Annotated in this window: 11 protein-coding genes; 6 read left to right on the forward strand and 5 right to left on the reverse strand. The window is 73.7% G+C overall.

The annotated features are described in order from the left end of the window. Nucleotides 1-187: 187 nt before the first annotated feature. From ACIRPP_RS19140 to ACIRPP_RS19160, 5 genes are read right to left on the reverse strand one after another with little or no spacing between them, the layout of a single operon-like run. Nucleotides 188-1,498 carry a DUF58 domain-containing protein gene (locus ACIRPP_RS19140; RefSeq protein ID WP_403643997.1) on the reverse strand — a complete coding sequence of 437 codons (1,311 nt, stop codon included), beginning with the start codon at nt 1,496-1,498 and terminating at the stop codon, nt 188-190. Continuing rightward, nucleotides 1,498-2,487 carry a MoxR family ATPase gene (locus tag ACIRPP_RS19145; RefSeq protein WP_203591825.1) on the reverse strand — a complete coding sequence of 330 codons (990 nt, stop codon included), beginning with the start codon at nt 2,485-2,487 and terminating at the stop codon, nt 1,498-1,500. The genes ACIRPP_RS19140 and ACIRPP_RS19145 overlap by 1 nt, the downstream gene beginning before the upstream one ends. Then, entirely contained in the window at nt 2,487-3,683 is a 1,197-nt protein-coding gene (locus ACIRPP_RS19150; protein ID WP_403644001.1) for a DUF4350 domain-containing protein, read from the reverse strand. Before ACIRPP_RS19150 ends, ACIRPP_RS19145 begins: the two co-directional genes overlap by 1 nt. After that, nucleotides 3,680-4,396 carry a DUF4129 domain-containing protein gene (locus ACIRPP_RS19155; protein WP_403644004.1) on the reverse strand — a complete coding sequence of 239 codons (717 nt, stop codon included), beginning with the start codon at nt 4,394-4,396 and terminating at the stop codon, nt 3,680-3,682. The genes ACIRPP_RS19150 and ACIRPP_RS19155 overlap by 4 nt, the downstream gene beginning before the upstream one ends. Before the next feature lie 43 nt (nt 4,397-4,439). Then, entirely contained in the window at nt 4,440-5,747 is a 1,308-nt protein-coding gene (locus ACIRPP_RS19160; RefSeq protein WP_403644007.1) for a hypothetical protein, read from the reverse strand. A gap of 140 nt (nt 5,748-5,887) precedes the next feature. Between ACIRPP_RS19160 and mtnA the strand changes: the two genes are divergently transcribed. From mtnA to hpf, 6 genes are all read left to right on the forward strand, one after another. After that, nucleotides 5,888-7,036, forward strand: coding sequence for an S-methyl-5-thioribose-1-phosphate isomerase (mtnA, locus tag ACIRPP_RS19165; RefSeq protein WP_403644010.1), 1,149 nt, complete (start codon nt 5,888-5,890; stop codon nt 7,034-7,036). A 4-nt stretch (nt 7,037-7,040) separates the two neighbouring features. Further along, nucleotides 7,041-7,730 carry a two-component system response regulator MtrA gene (gene mtrA / locus ACIRPP_RS19170; protein ID WP_009188938.1) on the forward strand — a complete coding sequence of 230 codons (690 nt, stop codon included), beginning with the start codon at nt 7,041-7,043 and terminating at the stop codon, nt 7,728-7,730. 1 nt (nt 7,731) lies between these two features. After that, nucleotides 7,732-9,987, forward strand: coding sequence for an MtrAB system histidine kinase MtrB (gene mtrB / locus ACIRPP_RS19175; RefSeq protein WP_403644014.1), 2,256 nt, complete (start codon nt 7,732-7,734; stop codon nt 9,985-9,987). A gap of 85 nt (nt 9,988-10,072) precedes the next feature. After that, nucleotides 10,073-11,815: an LpqB family beta-propeller domain-containing protein gene (locus tag ACIRPP_RS19180; RefSeq protein WP_403644619.1), complete on the forward strand. Its 1,743-nt coding sequence runs from the start codon at nt 10,073-10,075 to the stop codon at nt 11,813-11,815. A gap of 91 nt (nt 11,816-11,906) precedes the next feature. After that, nucleotides 11,907-13,019: a ComF family protein gene (locus ACIRPP_RS19185; RefSeq protein WP_403644017.1), complete on the forward strand. Its 1,113-nt coding sequence runs from the start codon at nt 11,907-11,909 to the stop codon at nt 13,017-13,019. Nucleotides 13,020-13,330: 311 nt separating this feature from the next. Further along, the gene (hpf, locus tag ACIRPP_RS19190; RefSeq protein WP_403644020.1) at nt 13,331-14,023 is read left to right on the forward strand and encodes a ribosome hibernation-promoting factor, HPF/YfiA family; all 693 of its coding nucleotides are present in this window, start codon (nt 13,331-13,333) and stop codon (nt 14,021-14,023) included. The last annotated feature ends 142 nt before the right edge of the window (nt 14,024-14,165 follow it).

Genomic DNA, 14,165 nt, shown 5'->3' on the forward strand with positions numbered 1-14,165 from the left:
CTGCAGGGGGGACCCTGTGGGAGAGTAGGACGCCGCCGAACAAATTGTGGGGAAGCCCCCGTGTCTGATGACACGGGGGCTTTCTGCGTTTCAGGACCAAGGGAAAACGAACGGGAATGGCAGGGGCGGCTTCCGTCCACCGCCCAGCCCAGCCCGCGTTCCCTGGCGTTGAGATGCTCGGCGGCGGTTACAGCCGTCCCGCCGCCTTCAGGGCCAGATATGCGTCGGCCAGGGCCGGCGCCAGAGTGTCAGGAGTCGCGTCGACCACGGTGACGCCGTGCCGGCGCAGTTGTTCCGCGGTGCGCTCGCGCTCGGCGTGGGACTGGGCGGCTGCCGCCGCCTCGTACACCGCGTCCGTCGTGCCCCGTGCCGTGGCCATGTCGGCGATGTGCGGATCGGCCACCGAGGCCAGCAGGACCGTGTGGCGCTGGGTGAGTCGAGGCAGGACGGGGAGGAGACCCTCCTCGATCGGCGCGGGATCCAGAGTCGTGAGCAGCACGATCAGGGAACGGCGCGGGGTCGTGCGCAGTGCCGCGGCCGCCAGCCCACGGGCGTCGGTCTCGACGAGCTCGGGTTCCAGCGTGGCCATTGCGTTGACCAGGGACGGAAGGACATCGCCCGCGGTGCGGCCCTGGACGAGGGCACGCGTGCGGCGGTCGTGGGCGAGGAGCGCCACACGGTCGCCGGCACGGGAGGCGAGCGCCGCCAGCAGCAGGGCCGCGTCCATGGACGCATCCAGCCGGGGTACGTCCCCGACGCGGCCCGCGGACGTGCGGCCGGTGTCGAGGACCAGCAGGATGTGACGGTCCCGCTCGGGGCGCCAGGTGCGGACCGCGACCGCCGTCTGACGGGCCGTGGCACGCCAGTCGATGGAACGGGTGTCGTCGCCGGGGACGTACTCGCGCAGGCTGTCGAACTCGGTGCCCTCACCCCGCGTCAGGACGCTGGTGCGGCCGTCGAGTTCCCGCAGACGGGCCAGCTTGGACGGCAGGTGCTTGCGGCTGGTGAACGGCGGCAGGACCCGCACCGTCCAGGGCACCCGGTGGGTGCCCTGACGGGCGAACAGGCCGAGCGGGCCGTAGGAGCGGATGGTGACGCGGTCCGCCACGCGGTCGCCGCGCCGGGTCGGCCGCAGACGGGTCGTGAGGCGGCGCCGTTCGCCCGGGGGCACGCGCAGGCGGTGCCGTGACGCCTCCGGGCCCGTGCCGGGCTGCCAGCTGCTCGGGGGCCAGGCGTCCCGGATCCTGGCGCGCAGCGGACGCCCCGACGGATTGGTGACCGTCAGGGTGACGTCGGCGCTGTCGCCGAGGCGTACCGAGGTGTCCCCGGAGCGGGTCAGCCCGAGACGGCGCACGGGTGCGGCCAGGGCGTAGTCGCAGGCGCACGCGATCGCGAGGGGGGCGTTGACCGCGAGGATGCCCGTCCAGCCGGGTTCCCAGATGCCGACGGGGAGGGAGCCGAGGGCCGCGAGGAGGGCGGCGCGTCCGGTGAGTGCCATCAGCGCGGAACGGGGACGTGGGCCAGGACGGCGTTGATGACCGAGTCGGCCGTGACGCCTTCCATCTCGGCCTCCGGGCGGAGCTGGACGCGGTGCCGGAGCGTGGGGAGGGCGAGGGCCTTCACGTCGTCCGGGGTGACGTAGTCGCGGCCGGTCAGCCAGGCCCAGGCGCGGGCCGTGGCGAGCAGCGCGGTGGAGCCGCGGGGGGAGACGCCGAGGGTGAGGGACGGCGACTCGCGGGTGGCGCGGCAGATGTCCACGACGTAGGCGGTGATCTCGGGGGAGACCGTCGTCGCGGCGACCGCGGTGCGGGCCGCTTCCAGGTCGGCCGCGGTCGCCACGGGGCGGACGCCGGCGTCCCGCAGGTCGCGCGGGTTGAAGCCCTGCGCGTGGCGGTTGAGGACGTCGATCTCGTCCTCGCGGGAGGGCAGCGGGATCGTCAGCTTGAGGAGGAAGCGGTCGAGTTGGGCCTCGGGCAGGGGGTAGGTGCCCTCGTACTCGACGGGGTTCTGGGTCGCGGCCACCAGGAAGGGGTCGGGGAGGGCGCGGGGGGTGCCGTCGACGGTGACCTGGCGTTCCTCCATGGCCTCCAGCAGCGACGACTGGGTCTTCGGCGGGGTGCGGTTGATCTCGTCCGCGAGGAGGAGGTTGGTGAACACCGGGCCGGGCTGGAAGGAGAACTCGGCGGTGCGGGCGTCGTAGACGAGTGAGCCGGTGACGTCGCTCGGCATCAGGTCGGGCGTGAACTGGACGCGCTTGGTGTCGAGTTCCAGGGTGGCGGCGAGCGCGCGGACGAGGAGGGTCTTGGCGACGCCGGGGACGCCTTCCAGGAGGACGTGGCCGCGGCACAGGAGGGCCACGACGAGACCGGTCACGGCGGGGTCCTGGCCGACCACGGCTTTGGCGATCTCGGCGCGCAGGGCTTCCAGGGAGGCCCGGGCGGCGGCCGGGTCCCCGGTGTGCGCGGCGTTGTCAGTGGTCGGGTCCATCATGGACGGTGTACCTCTCTTTCGAGGGCGTCGAGGTGGTCGGCGAGCTGGATGAGGGCTGAGTCGTCGCCGGGCGGCGGGCCGAACAGCAGCGCGTGCAGGGACTGTCCGTCACCCCGGAGGTGCGAGGACAGGGCGGGGAGCAGGGCCTCGGGCGCGTGCGCCTGGGAGACGGGGACGCCGACGAGGGGGGCGAGGCGCGTGCGGGTGGCGGAGCGCAGAGCCGAGGCCGCGCGGTCGCGGGCGTCGGCCCGGCGGTAGAGGCGGGCGCGGCCCTCGACGGTTTCGGAGGCGCGGATCGCGACCGGCAGCTTCTCGGGCACCAGCGGGCCGAGCCGCCGTGCGCGCCACAGGGCGGCCAGGGCTGCCGCGATGAAGAGCTGCAGGGTGCCCCAGAGCCAGCCGGAGGGGATCAGGTCGAAGAAGCTGCGCCCGCCGTCCTCGGACGCGGCGGAGGCGTCGGCGAGCGTGGGGAGGTACCAGACGAGATGGGGGCGGGAGCCGAGGAGCTGGAGGGCGAGCGAGGCGTTGCCCTGCTCGGCGAGCTTGTCGTTGAGGAGGATGTCCGGGGAGCCGAGGAGGACGGTGTCGCCGTCGCCGGTGTCGGCCGGGATGCGCAGCAGGGTGGCGAGGCGCTCGCTGGGGTAGCACTCGTCGGCCGCGACGTGGGTGGTGGTGTAGCGGAGGCCGCCGACGTCGGCGTTGCCCGCGCGGCGGGCGGCGGGCAGGGCGCAGTCGGGGGAGAGCGTGGAGTCGCGGCTGGTGGCCGGGGCGGCGGTGACGCCGGGCGCGAGGCGTTCCACGGAGGCGCTGCCGGAGGCGACCAGCACGGTCCGGCCGCCGGCGTCCGAGGTGGCGTCGTGCAGCCGGGACTGCTGGGACGGGGTCAGCAGGTCGGGGACGGCGACCAGGAGCGTGGTGTCGGGGCCGGCCGCGGTGGCGGCCTCCTCCAGGGTGGTGACCACGCGGGTGTCCACGCCGCGGTCGGCGAGGAGTTCGGCGACGGCCCGGCTGCCGTGCGGGTCGGCGGAGCGCGGGTCGAGTGCGCCGTGGCGGGTGTCGGCGCGGACCACGGCGATCACGACGGCGCCCACGAGCAGCAGCACCAGCGCGAGGGCGATGCCGCGCGTGCGGGTCCACACCTGGCGGGCGGTGGGCGAGGCCGAGGTGGACGGAAGGGGGGCCTCGGTCGTCATCCGGCTGCTCCCCGGCTGGTGTCGTGGTCCGTGCCGTGGGCGCCGGCGGTGCTGCCCGCGAGCCGGGGCCTGCTGCGTTCGAGGTCGTGGTCCAGGCCGGCGATGGCGCGGTACGCCTCCTCGGTCGCGGTGCGGCCGCCGTACGTGACGTCGTCGAAGCCGCGGGCGGCGGCGCGCAGGCGGTCGGTGTGGGCGGGCAGGGCGCGGGCGGCCTCCGTGGCCGCCTCGTCGGCGGTGCGGCCGGGCCGCAGGTCGAGCAGGGCGCGCTCCTCCAGGGAGCGCACGATGGCCCGCATGCGTTCCTGGACGGCTTGGTTCCAGTGGCCCTGGGCGGCGTGCGCCTCGGCGGCGGCGCGGTGTTCGGCGGCGCTGCGGGGCCGGTCGTCGAACAGGGCGGGCGCGGAGACCGGCTGGCGGCGCGGGGTGCCCAGGCGCCACCACAGGGCGCCCACGACGGCGATGACGGCGGCGATGACGACGGTCAGGCCCAGGGTGCCGCCCGGGGTGGTGGTGGAGGCGGCGTCGAAGAGTTCGCCCACCCAGTCCCAGAAGGCGTTGAGGGCCTTGTGGAACCAGCTGGGGTCGTTCTCGTGGTACATGCGCTTGGACAGCTCGCGCCGGGCGGCCTCCCGCGCGGGGTCGCGCGGGATGGTGACGGGCGGTTCGTCGCCGCCCGTCAGGATGCGTACGGCGGTGCCGGTGGCCGTCGGCATCGCCTGGACCGATGTGAGAATTCCCCCCGCGGCTATCACCCCGTCAGCCCCCCGGGGTGGCGTCGGGGCCGGGGCCGTGGAGGCCGGCGGCGCGGGCCAGGTCGAGGTCGAGGGCCTCGCGGCGGATGCGCTGGTCGATGTAGAGGAGCACGGTGACGCCGGCCGTGATCGGGAAGGTGATCGTGGAGCCGATGACCGAGCCGATGCCGGTGATGATCAGGAACGTCCAGCCGAAGTTTCCGCCGGTGCTGTCCAGGAAGCCGGTGACGCCGTCTCCGCTGAAGGTGCTGGCGATGACGGTGAAGGGGAGGACGATGATCGATGCCACGAGGCCGCTGAGGAGGGCCGCCAGCACCTGGATGCCGAACACACGCCACCAGGCGCCGCGGACCAGCTTCGCGGAGCGGCTCAGCGCCTTGACGATGCCTTGCTTCTCGAGCATCAGCGCCGCCGAGGACAGCGAGAAGCGGACCATGAGCCACACGGCGACGACTGCGGCGCCGAGGAGACCGAGGACGGTGAGGGCGATGGCGGCCCCGCCACCGCCGCCCGCCAGGCCCACCAGCAGGCCGGGCAGCGCGCCGACGGTGACGACCGCGGCGGTGATCAGCAGCAGCAGGCACATCAGGCCCAGCAGCCGCAGGAGCTGGGGACGGGCGTCGCGCCACGCCTCGCCGATGGTGACCGGCCGGCCGAGCACGGCGCGGCTGGTGACGGTGGTGAGCAGGGCGGTGGCGGCGACGGTGCCCAGGAGCACGATCACGTAGAGCACGACCGAGCCGAGCATCAGGTCGCCCAGGACGCCGGTCACCTCGCTGAGGGTGGCGTCCGGGTCCTCGAGGATCGCGGTGTTGCTGCTGTCCAGGGCCAGACCCTGCACGAGGACGCTGATGACCTCGGTGATGACGGCGACGGTCAGCGAGATGCCGAGGATGGTGCGCCAGTAGGTGCGCATGGTGGAGACGGCGCCGTCCAGGATCTCGCCGACGCCCAGCGGGCGCAGCGGGATGACGCCGGGCTTGGCGGCGGGCGGGGGCCCGCCCCAGCCGTAGCCCCAGCCGCCCGGTGCGCCCCCGGGTCCGCCGGCGGGCGGCGGGCCGCCCCAGCCGGGACCGGGCGGGGGCGGGGGGACCTGGCCGTGGCCCGGGGCGCCCGGCGGGCCGGTGGGCGCGGACCACTGGCTCGGGGGCGGCTGCTCCTTCGACCACTTCACGCCCGGTCCGTCGGGGGCCCGGTCCGGCTGATCGGGCTGCGCCGGCTGCCCGGTCGGCCCGGCGGGGCCGGACGCGGACGGTTCCTGACCGTCGGACGGGGTGGATCCGGGCGAGGCCCAGCCCGGAGTGTCGTTCATCATCGCTCCTTCACGGTGCCCGTCCGCGGGTGCGGCGGCAGTGTGGCAGCCATCGTGCCATGGGGTGGTTGTGCCCGGTCCGGGCGAGGTCGGACCTGCACACCTTCAATTGTCCGCGCCCCAGGGGGCAGACTGGCGGCATGGCTGATCAGTACGCGCACCGCGGCGACCCCCAGCGGCCGACCGAGATCCCGGCGATCCGCTGGGACGAGCCACCCGAAGGGCCCGTTCTGGTCGTGCTCGACCAGACCAGGCTGCCCGCCGAGGAGGTCGAACTCGTCTGCACGGACGCGTCCGCCCTGGTGGAGGCGATCCGTTCGCTCGCCGTGCGCGGGGCGCCCCTGCTGGGCATCGCGGGGGCGTACGGCGTCGCGCTCGCCGCCGTCCGGGGCTACGACGTGGACGACGCGGCGTCGGCGCTGGAGAGTGCCCGGCCCACCGCGGTGAACCTCGCGGTCGGTGTGCACCGGGCCCGGGACGCCTTCCGGGCGGCGCTCACCCGCACCGGGGACCCGCGGCAGGCGGCCGGGGCGGCGCTGGCCGCGGCGCGGCAGCTGCACCGGGAGGACGCCGAGGCCAGTGCCCGGATGGCCGAGCACGGGCTGGCGCTGCTGGACGAGATGCTGCCCGGCGGCGGGCACCGGATCCTCACGCACTGCAACACCGGTTCGCTGGTGTCGGGCGGTGAGGGGACGGCGTTCGCGGTGGCCCTCGCCGCGCACCGGACGGGACGGCTGAGGCGCCTGTGGGTGGACGAAACGCGTCCGTTGCTGCAAGGTGCTCGCCTGACGGCGTACGAGGCGGCCCGCAGCGGCATGGCGTACACCCTGCTCACCGACAACGCGGCCGGATCGCTGTTCGCGGCGGGCGAGGTGGACGCGGTGCTCGTCGGGGCGGACCGCATCGCGGCCGACGGTTCGGTGGCGAACAAGGTGGGGAGCTATCCGCTCGCGGTGCTCGCGCGGTATCACCATGTGCCGTTCATCGTGGTGGCACCGTTGACGACGGTCGATCCGACGACGCCGGACGGGGCGGCCATCGAGGTCGAGCAGCGTTCCAGTCATGAAGTGACCGAGATCACAGCACCCCAGGTGCCGGTGGCCGGAGTGGAGGCGGGAGGCGGGATCCCGGTGGCACCCCTGGGGACCCAGGCGTACAACCCGGCGTTCGACGTGACACCACCGGAACTGGTGACGGCGATCGTCACCGAAGAGGGCGCGGTGTCGCCCGTGACCACCGAGGCCCTGGCCGAGCTGTGTGCCAGGTCACGCCAGGTAACGATTAGCTAATGGGATGATGTCGTTTATGAAGGGACGAGTCCTTGTCGTCGACGACGACACCGCACTGGCCGAGATGCTCGGCATTGTGCTGCGTGGTGAGGGTTTTGAGCCGTCTTTCGTAGCCGACGGTGACAAGGCGCTGGCCGCTTTTCGCGAGGCCAAACCCGACCTGGTGCTGCTGGATCTGATGCTCCCCGGCCGGGACGGCATCGAGGTCTGCCGCCTGATCAGGGCGGAGTCCGGCGTACCCATCGTCATGCTCACGGCCAAGAGCGACACGGTCGACGTCGTCGTGGGCCTGGAATCGGGTGCCGACGACTACATCGTGAAGCCGTTCAAGCCGAAGGAGCTGGTCGCCCGCATCCGCGCGCGGCTGCGCCGGTCGGAGGAGCCGGCACCGGAACAGCTCGCCATCGGCGACCTGGTGATCGACGTGGCCGGACACTCCGTGAAGCGGGACGGGCAGTCGATCGCGCTGACCCCGCTGGAGTTCGACCTGCTGGTCGCCCTGGCCCGCAAGCCCTGGCAGGTGTTCACCCGCGAGGTGCTGCTCGAGCAGGTCTGGGGCTACCGCCACGCGGCCGACACCCGGCTGGTGAACGTGCACGTCCAGCGGCTGCGCTCCAAGGTCGAGAAGGACCCGGAGAAGCCGGAGATCGTGGTGACCGTCCGTGGCGTCGGGTACAAGGCAGGACCGAGCTGACATGTCCGGTGACAGCGCCGCTTCGGCGTCCGGCCGCTCCGGGGGCCGTCCGGGGCGGCCTGTCGGCCGGAGGACGACGGGCTCCCGCTGGAGCCGTCTGCTGGAGAGCGGGCTGCTCCAGGGCGGCGTCCAGGGCAGCCCGGTCGTCCGGCTGTTCATGCGCTGGGTGCGCAGGCCGCTGCTGCCCGTCATGCGGCTGTGGCGCCGCAACATCCAGCTGAAGGTCGTCGCCACGACGCTGCTGATGTCCATGGGCGTCGTCCTGCTGCTGGGCTTCGTGGTGATCGGCCAGGTGCGCAACGGCCTGCTCGACGCCAAGGTCAAGGCGTCGCAGAGCCAGGCCACCGGCGGGTTCGCCGTGGCCAAGCAGAAGTCCGACGAGGCGGCCAGCGTCACCGACGACGCCACCACGGTCGACGGGGCCCGCCCGACGAGCGTCATCCAGTGGATGAGCGACCTCGTGGAGTCTCTCTCCAGCGGCGGTCAGGGCGCCTTCGACGTGGTCACCCTGCCGGCCGGCGTCGAGAGCGGCGGCGGGCGCGGGCCGCGCGCCTCCGGGCACGTCGACCCGGCGCAGAGCGTGCCCGCTGCCCTGCGGGAACGGGTCAACGGCAACACCGCGGCGGCCCAGAGCTACACGCGGATCGTCTACTTCAACGGTGAGGAGTCCCAGCCCGGGCTCGTCATCGGCAAGCAGGTCAACGACCCCAACGGCGACCCCTACCAGCTGTACTACCTCTTCCCGCTCACCCAGGAGGAGAAGTCGCTCAGCCTGGTCAAGGGCACCCTGGCGACCGCCGGACTGTTCGTCGTCGTCCTCCTCGGGGCCATCGCCTGGCTCGTCGTGCGGCAGGTGGTCACCCCGGTGCGGATGGCGGCCGGGATCGCCGAGCGGCTGTCCGCCGGACGCCTCCAGGAACGGATGAAGGTCACCGGCGAGGACGACATCGCCCGGCTGGGCGAGGCGTTCAACAAGATGGCCCAGAACCTCCAGCTCAAGATCAACCAGCTGGAGGAGCTGTCCCGTATGCAGCGCCGGTTCGTGTCGGACGTGTCGCACGAGCTGCGCACGCCGCTCACCACGGTGCGGATGGCCGCCGACGTCATCCACGAGGCCCGCCAGGACTTCGACCCGGTGACCGCGCGGTCCGCCGAACTGCTCGCCGACCAGCTGGACCGCTTCGAGTCGCTGCTCGCGGACCTCCTGGAGATCAGCCGCTTCGACGCGGGCGCGGCGGCACTGGAAGCAGAGCCGATAGACCTGCGCGAGGTCGTCCGGCGCGTGGTCGGCGGGGCCGAACCGCTCGCCGAACGCAAGGGCACCCGCATCAGGATCCTGGGCGACCAGCAGCCCGTCGTCGCCGAGGCCGACGCCCGTCGCGTGGAACGCGTCCTGCGCAACCTCGTGGTCAACGCCGTGGAACACGGCGAGGGCAAGGACGTCGTCGTGCGCCTGGCGGCCGCCGGGGGCGCGGTCGCGGTGGCCGTACGGGACTACGGCGTCGGGCTCAAGCCCGGCGAGGCCACCCGCGTCTTCAGCCGTTTCTGGCGGGCCGACCCGGCCCGGGCCCGCACCACCGGCGGGACCGGCCTGGGGCTGTCCATCGCCCTGGAGGACGCCCGGCTGCACGGCGGCTGGCTCCAGGCCTGGGGCGAGCCCGGCGGCGGGTCGCAGTTCCGGCTGACGCTGCCGAGGACCGCCGACGAGCCGCTGCGCGGCTCCCCGATCGCCCTGGAACCCAAGGACTCGCGGCGCAACCGCGGACTGGACGACGCCGGCCTGCCCCGGGGCGGCCACGGCGAGAAGCGGGCCACGGTGCCCGTGCAGCCGCCCCAGGCGGCCGGGCAGGCCCAGGCCGCCCGGGACCCGCTCGTGCCGCGGACGGCCGCCGAGCCGCCCACGGCCGACCCGACGGCGCTGCCCGGCAACGGCGCGCGCGTGGTCTCCCGCCCCGCCCCCGCCGCCCGCCGGACGGAGGAGCAGCCGGAAGAGCCGGACACCCCGACGGACCCCGGGCCGGGCACTCCGACGGACCCCGGACCGCACGGCCCGGCATCCGGACCGGACCGCGGCCACGCCCCCGGCTCGAACGGCGCCGCGAACGGCAACGGCACCCGGAGCGAGGCCCGGGACACGGCGGGCACCGCGGCCACGGACGGCACGCGGGACGACGGGGACGGGCATGGCAACGACGGTGACGGGGACGGCGACAGGGCCCGCACCAGGGACGAGGAGGCTTCGCGTGGGCGGCGGTGAGCGCGTGCGGCGCGGCCGGTGGGCGACGAGGCGGGCGACGGTGTTCACCGCGGGTGGCGCCGTCCTGCTGGCCGGGTGCGCGTCGATGCCGGACAACGGCGACCTGCGGGGCGTGGAGTCCACCCCCCGCCGCGACGCCCAGGTCCGGGTGTTCGCCATGCCGCCGAGCGACAACGCGACGCCCACACAGATCGTCCAGGGCTTCCTCGAGGCGCTGACCAGCGACGACCCGCAGTACAAGACCGCCCGGATGTACCTGACGCCCAGGGCCGCCGAGAACTGGCAGCCGGAACGCTCCACCACCGTGCTGGCCGACGGGCCGGACGCGGCCGCCCGCGCCCCGGTCCAGGACGACGACGAGCACGTCGCCTTCACGCTGACCGGCCGCGAGGTCGCCACCGTGGACGCGCAGCAGGCGTTCTCGCCGTCCTCCGGGGAGTACAACAAGCTGCTGCGCCTCATACGTGACGCCGAGACCCGGCAGTGGCGGATCGACATCGTGCCGCAGGGCGTCGTCATGGGCCAGTCCGACTTCGAGCGCAACTACATGTCCGTCAACAAGTTCTACTTCGCCTCCAACACCGCGGGCGCGACCCGCAACGAGCCGCCCATGGCGGTCGCCGACCCCGTCTACGTGCGCAGCCACGTGGACCCCACGACCCAGATGGTGCGCTCGCTCCTGGCCGGCCCCACCACCTGGCTCGACCCGGTCGTGCGCTCCAGCTTCCCCACCGGCACGGCGCTGGCGAAGGGCGCCGGCTCGCTGACCCCCGACGACCGCGGCCGGCTGGTCGTTCCGCTCAACGGCAAGGCCGCCGAGGTCGGCACCGGCCGGTGCGAGGAGATGGCCGCCCAGCTGCTGTTCACCGTCCGCAGCCCCACGCCCGCCGTGGAGGAGGTCGAGCTGCGCTCCGGCGACAAGGAGCTGTGCTCCCTCGCCCAGGAGAGCGCGGAGGCCGTGGCCACCCGCGGCTCCCTGCACAGCCCCGAGTACCTGTACTTCCTCGACGAGGACCAGCGGGCGGTACGGATCGCCGCGGGCTCCGACGACACCGAACCCGAACCGGTCCCCGGTGCGCTCGGCGAGGGGGAGAAGCAGCTGCGCTCGGTGGCCGTGGCCTGGGACGAGCACACCGCGGCCGGGGTCGCCGTCGACGGGAAGTCGCTGTACGTGGGGTCGCTGGTGTCCGGCGGCTCGCTCGGCGAGCCCGTGCTGCGCAGCACCGGCAAGACCGAGGCCGACCGGCTGACGGCCCCCAGCTGGGACGCCCGGGGCGGCCTGTGGGTGGCGGACCGCAATCCCGCGGCACCCCGGCTGCTGCTCCTGGAGGAGGGCGCGGGGGAGCCGATGGAGGTGCGCACCCCCGGGCTCGACGGCCGGATCCAGTCGGTGCGGGTGGCCGCCGACGGCGTGCGGATCGCGCTCGTCGTGGAGAAGGGCGACCGGCGTTCCCTGCTGATCGGGCGGATCGAACGCAGCAGGCCGGACGGCGGCACGGCGGAACGCTCGCCGGTCACCGTGCTGGAACTGCGCTCCGCGGCCCCGGAGCTGGAGCAGGTCACCGCCATGTCGTGGACCGGGGACAGCCGCCTCGTCGTGGTGGGACGCGAGAAGGGCGGCGTGGAGCAGATGCGCTACGTCGAGGTCGACGGGTCCACCCCGGACATCCAGCAGCCCGCGGCCCTCACCGGCGTCAAGGCGGTCACCGCCTCCCCGGACGACAAGGTGCCCCTGGTGGCGTACTCGGTGGACGGCATCGTCCGGCTGCCCTCGGCGTCGCAGTGGCAGAAGATCACGAAGGGGACGGCCCCGGTCTATCCGGGGTGAGCGGTTCAGGCCCGCGGGACCCGGCCCGGAATCGTGCGGGGGGTTTTCCACAGGGCTGGCCGGGCGCGGTGGGCCGGGGCAGAGTGGCCTCATGCGCGCCTGGTGGCAGGACCTCACCGACCTGGTGCTCCCGCCCGAATGCGGCGGGTGCGGCAGACCGCGTGCGGTGCTGTGCCCGCGGTGCCGGACGGCGCTGGGCCGGACCCCGCCGCGCCGGGTGATGCCGGAGCCCCGGCCGCCCGGGCTGCCGCCGGTGCACGCGGCGGCCCGGTACGCCGACGAGGTGCGTGCCGCGCTGCTGGCCCACAAGGAGCGCGGCGCCCTCGCCCTGGCCGCACCGCTGGGCGAGGCACTGGCGGGCGCCGTCCGGGCGGCCCTTACGGCGCCCGGAGGCCGGCTCGCGCGCCGGTCCCGCGTGCTGCTCGTGCCGGTGCCGTCCGCGCGGCGGGCGGTGCGCGCCCGCGGCCACGACCCCGCCCGGCGAATCGCGTTCGCCGCCGCGGGTGAGCTCCGGCGTGCGGGGGTACCCGCCCAGGTACTTCCCGCGCTGCGGCAACGGCGGGACGTGGCCGACCAGTCGGGGCTCGACGCCCGGCAGCGGCTGGCCAACCTCGCCGGTGCGCTCGCGGTGGCTCCCGGCACCGGCCGGCTGCTGTCCGAGGGACGGGTGGTGATCGTCGACGACCTGATGACGACGGGTGCCTCGCTGGCCGAGGCCGCGCGCGCGGTGCGTGCGGCGACACGGTCCGGCCGTCCCGGTGACGTGGGCGTCCTGCACGGTTGGCCGGATACGGCCGGCGGCCCGGCCTCCGGCTCGAGCATTCCTGCCGTCTCTTCGAGCATTCCGGCGCCCGCGCTCGTGTACACGGGTGAGACAGGGGAAGGGAGAGGGCAACGACGGAACGGACCGGGACGACCGGGAGCGGGACGGCGAGCCGCCCGCCCGACGGGAGCGGCCGGTGCCGACCGCGCCGACGACAGCGACACGACCGACGTGAACGACACGGACCGCCCGACCGACACGGACAGCTTGAACGACACGTACAACTTGATCGACACGGACAGCTTGAACGACACGGACAACGAGAACGACGCGGACTGCGGGAACGACCAGGGCGACGAGAACACGGGGACGGACCGGGACGTGGTCCGGGCGGCTGTCGTCGCCGCATCGCCGGCCTCCTTCGAAATAAACCGGAACTGACAGGAAACTTGCGTCGTTGCAGGTATTGAGAGGTCGAATTCACCTGAACGGAGGTACGCCGCGGTAGAGGGTGACGACATCCGTCCGGGCGAGATATGTTCGGTTGTGAGGGAAAGCCGCAGGCCAGACCTCTTGAATCCGAATGCCGAGGCATGGGTTTTCCGTATTGACCCGAGCCGGTGGAGTGGAGATCTCGTCCGCGGGGGAGGAGGTGGACGTCACCGAGTCCGAGGTTCCGGGGGTCACCGGAGCCGGGTGCAAAAGGGAGACGCTCCGCATCGAGGCGGAGTGATCCGGGAACGGAGTTCTGCGTGGACATCGTCGTCAAGGGCCGCAAGACCGAGGTGCCCGAGCGGTTCCGGAAGCACGTGGCCGAGAAGCTGAAGCTGGAGAAGATCCAGAAGCTCGACGGCAAGGTGATCAGCCTCGACGTCGAGGTGTCCAAGGAGCCCAACCCCCGACAGGCCGACCGCTGCGACCGGGTGGAGATCACCCTGCGCACCCGCGGTCCGGTGATCCGGGCGGAGGCCGCGGCGAGCGACCCCTATGCGGCGCTCGACCTGGCGGCGGAAAAGCTGGACGCCCGGCTGCGCAAGCAGCACGACAAGCGCTTCTCGCGACGTGGCGCACGCAGGATCTCGGCCGCCGAGGTCCCCGACCACGTCCCGGGTGCGGCGACCCTGAACGGGACCGGCGCGCACTCCTCGCAGGAGGAGGCGGAAGCCGTCCCGACCAAGAAGATCGGCTCGCTGGAAGTACAGGGTGACGGCCCCCTCGTCGTCCGCGAGAAGACCCACGTGGCCGCCCCCATGACGCTCGACCAGGCCCTCTACGAGATGGAGCTGGTCGGGCACGACTTCTATCTCTTCGTCGACTCCGAGACCAAGGAGCCCAGCGTCGTCTACCGGCGCCACGCCTACGACTACGGCGTGATCCACCTCCAGACCGACACGATGGTCACGCAGACCAACTCCCCCGAGGCAGGCGGGACGCTCGGCGGCTGACCCGCCGGGCGACAGCGGTGCCGGTGCCCCTGGTGCGCGTGTGCGCCCCCAGGGGCACCGGTGTGCGCCCCCCGCTGGTGCAGCGCGCTGTCACCCCTGCGGCGTCCGGCATGGAATCATGGCGGCAGCGGTCCAACCGGTG

The organism is Streptomyces sp. NPDC101219 (genome assembly GCF_044767675.1).
In the GTDB taxonomy this organism is placed as follows: domain Bacteria; phylum Actinomycetota; class Actinomycetes; order Streptomycetales; family Streptomycetaceae; genus Streptomyces.

Excerpts from the sequence above, each read along its gene's own strand:
- ACIRPP_RS19140 (WP_403643997.1), bottom strand. The coding sequence starts at position 1,498 with ATGGCACTCACCGGACGCGCCGCCCTCCTCGCGGCCCTCGGCTCCCTC.
- ACIRPP_RS19145 (WP_203591825.1), bottom strand. The coding sequence starts at position 2,487 with ATGGACCCGACCACTGACAACGCCGCGCACACCGGGGACCCGGCCGCC.
- ACIRPP_RS19150 (WP_403644001.1), bottom strand. The coding sequence starts at position 3,683 with ATGACGACCGAGGCCCCCCTTCCGTCCACCTCGGCCTCGCCCACCGCC.
- ACIRPP_RS19155 (WP_403644004.1), bottom strand. The coding sequence starts at position 4,396 with ATGCCGACGGCCACCGGCACCGCCGTACGCATCCTGACGGGCGGCGAC.
- ACIRPP_RS19160 (WP_403644007.1), bottom strand. The coding sequence starts at position 5,747 with ATGAACGACACTCCGGGCTGGGCCTCGCCCGGATCCACCCCGTCCGAC.
- mtnA (WP_403644010.1), top strand. The coding sequence starts at position 5,888 with ATGGCTGATCAGTACGCGCACCGCGGCGACCCCCAGCGGCCGACCGAG.
- mtrA (WP_009188938.1), top strand. The coding sequence starts at position 7,041 with ATGATGTCGTTTATGAAGGGACGAGTCCTTGTCGTCGACGACGACACC.
- mtrB (WP_403644014.1), top strand. The coding sequence starts at position 7,732 with ATGTCCGGTGACAGCGCCGCTTCGGCGTCCGGCCGCTCCGGGGGCCGT.
- ACIRPP_RS19180 (WP_403644619.1), top strand. The coding sequence starts at position 10,073 with ATGCCGGACAACGGCGACCTGCGGGGCGTGGAGTCCACCCCCCGCCGC.
- ACIRPP_RS19185 (WP_403644017.1), top strand. The coding sequence starts at position 11,907 with ATGCGCGCCTGGTGGCAGGACCTCACCGACCTGGTGCTCCCGCCCGAA.